At 33.1% G+C, this 2615-nt stretch carries 3 pseudogenes; 2 read left to right on the top strand and 1 reads right to left on the bottom strand.

From position 1 onward, the window contains the following. A pseudogene (locus tag C564_RS37190) lies at positions 1-166 on the bottom strand (IS6 family transposase); the annotation flags it as partial. Between the two features lie 1406 nt (positions 167-1572). Here C564_RS37190 and C564_RS0131255 point away from each other — a divergent pair. Both C564_RS0131255 and C564_RS38565 read left to right on the top strand, forming a co-directional pair. Further along, positions 1573-2439, top strand: a pseudogene (locus C564_RS0131255) (N-acetylmuramoyl-L-alanine amidase family protein); the annotation flags it as partial. A 48-nt stretch (positions 2440-2487) separates the two neighbouring features. Further along, positions 2488-2615: pseudogene (locus C564_RS38565) on the top strand (N-acetylmuramoyl-L-alanine amidase family protein); the annotation flags it as partial.

Genomic DNA, 2615 nt, shown 5'->3' with positions numbered 1-2615 from the left:
GCTTGAGATGACGACGGATTCTTTTGTCTAATTCAGGACCATACTGATGAACCCAACGCATAATCGTTGTATGAGCAACGGATAAGCCCCGTTCCACCATCATTTCCACCAAATCACGAAAGCTCAAGTTGTACCGTAGGTACCATCTTACTGTTTGCAAAATAATATCATGATGATAATGCTTCTACTTGAATAAATTTCGTTTTTCCATACTGATTACGCACCTTTTTTAGAGTAATAGTATCACTCTGTCCAAGATTTAGAGATTACTTGCAATTATCTTGAAGTTTTCGCACCAGAACCTTCATGGTCATTACCTCTTTTTTACTCTTTATAGGAGAAGTGAATGAAGTCCTTTCTGATCCTTCGCTACGTGTATGATTTATCAAGTAATTTTTACACATTGTGTAGTATTTGCATATGGTTACTTTTAATATAAGGGATATAAAGGTAGTCTGTAAATAATTTGTAGAAAATTGTAGAAAAATTTTTATAATTACAAATGAAAATGTTTCCAAATGTAAATTCTATCTTGTTTTTTTTATTTTCATTCTTTAATTTATTTAGTAGGAGTGAACAGACGCTCCAATTTTTTAATGGAACAGGCTAAAGGAAATAGAAGATAAAATGGAGTGTAATGTGTGAACATCCGTACACTTTTCCGCTAATTTTCCCCTAAATCTTAAGGAAAGTGAATAAGCGGTTGTTTCATATTACGTGGTTACCATACCAATACAAGTGATACAAAACTCCTTTTCGTTTTGCAAAAGAAATATTTGTGAGTTCTATGTAAATGCCCTTAATATATATCACTAGATTGATAGAGCCTCATCCAAATTATCTTCCTTTCCCCTGTTTTGTCTTGCACCCTACAGCCAACATAAACTGGGTTCATGACTTAAAAGTAAGCTATGTTATATATGATAGATTTGTTAGAAATAACTAAGAAGTATTGGAGGGTTTCCCTTTAGAATATCGCATTTGTGATTCTCCCCGTTCTGTTTTGGAAAAAATATCTTAATTTCAAAAAATAAATTATCCCCAGAAAATATCGAATATATAGGCAACACGAACAGGAGTTTATAAAGAAACTGTATTGGTAACAATACAGTTGTTTCATTTTAAAATGATTTTTAGAGAAAGATAGTTTAGCAAGATGTGACAAGATTAAAAAAATTAGAGTTTTTTAGGAGGATTATATGAAATAGGGGTACAGCCGAGATACGCGTAAAAATAGGTCATAGTCTTACTTTTATTTCCAATACGATTTAAAATCAGTTTTTTTATCTATTATTTCTTTGTAAAAATCCTTGGTACCTCTAATATTTCATTGTTTAACTTATAATCATACACCCTAATCATAAGATTGAAATTAAGTATTTTCAGTAAGCAACCAATGGATGATTAGGGTTAACCCATAATAAACAAAGACAGATTCTTTATTGTAAATAGATAATAAAAAAGAATTGTAAGATATTTTTGGAGTTTGCTATATTATTCTAGATTTTTCTGTTTTCCACCCTGAAAGTTTTTATCGTTACTATTCGTAACAATAAAAACTTTCAGGGTGGAATGACAAGTCACAATTTTATGGATGCAGGAGGCTACATACATATGGGTACGATGCGAAAAATTTTGATGCAAGCGATGATGCTTGTAGTCATGGTTATGATGAGCGTGGTGTTTAGTAAAGAAGTAGGTGCGGAAACAGAGCATATTGATTGGATTAAAAGCGTTCATGTGACGCCAAAAGAGGTGCTTTTTGGTAAAGAAATCAACGTTCAAATTCGTGTGGAGGTAAATGAAGAAATCGTAAAACCAAAAAAAGGTGAAGTACTTCAGGTAGAATATAGTCTTCCTTATTTAAATGAAGAGGAAGAAGAACAATATCAAATTACATACTTAAACTATAATGAACAAACCAAAAGATTTGAGGCTATTTATAGAAGTGAATTCAATTATGAACAAATCGGTACGTGGAAAATTCATAGGATTTCTCCTTGGTATAAATCATTAGTGGCATATAATTCTAATGTATATGAAGAAATCGAGCTTGCAGATAATGAGAGTTTTGAAGATTTAAGTGATGGTGACATTACACTTCAAGCTCCTCCAGTTGGTTGGAATTATATAGAGTTGAATGGGACAAGCCATTGGTATTATGTTTATGCTGAAACATTAGAACTTGCTACTGGTTGGCTGTACGAAGGCGGCAAATGGTATTACTTAGATGAATATACAGGGCAAATGCAAACGGGCTGGACGCTAGTCGATGAAAAGTGGTACTACCTTCAAGATAACGGTGAGATGTTGATCGGTTGGAAACTGATAAATGAGAAATGGTATTACTTAAAAGACAATGGAGAGAGAGCATTAGGATGGACAAGGATAGATGGAAAACGTTATTACTTTAAAGACAACGGTGAAATGGCAATAGGTTGGATAGATGATGGAATAGGTTGGAATTACCTAGAGAATAACGGAGAAGCAAAAACAGGCTGGTTATATGAAAATGGAAAGTGGTATTATCTAAATCAAAATGGATCGATGGCTACTGGCTGGCTAAAGAAAGGGAAAAGTTGGTATTATCTAAATCAAAATGGATCGATGGCTAC

It is taken from the genome of Bacillus sp. 105MF (assembly GCF_000374885.1).
Classification (GTDB): Bacteria; Bacillota; Bacilli; order Bacillales; family Bacillaceae_G; genus Bacillus_A; species Bacillus_A pseudomycoides.
Note: the sequence above shows the minus strand (reverse complement) of the source record. Positions and strands in the feature narration are given on the sequence as shown.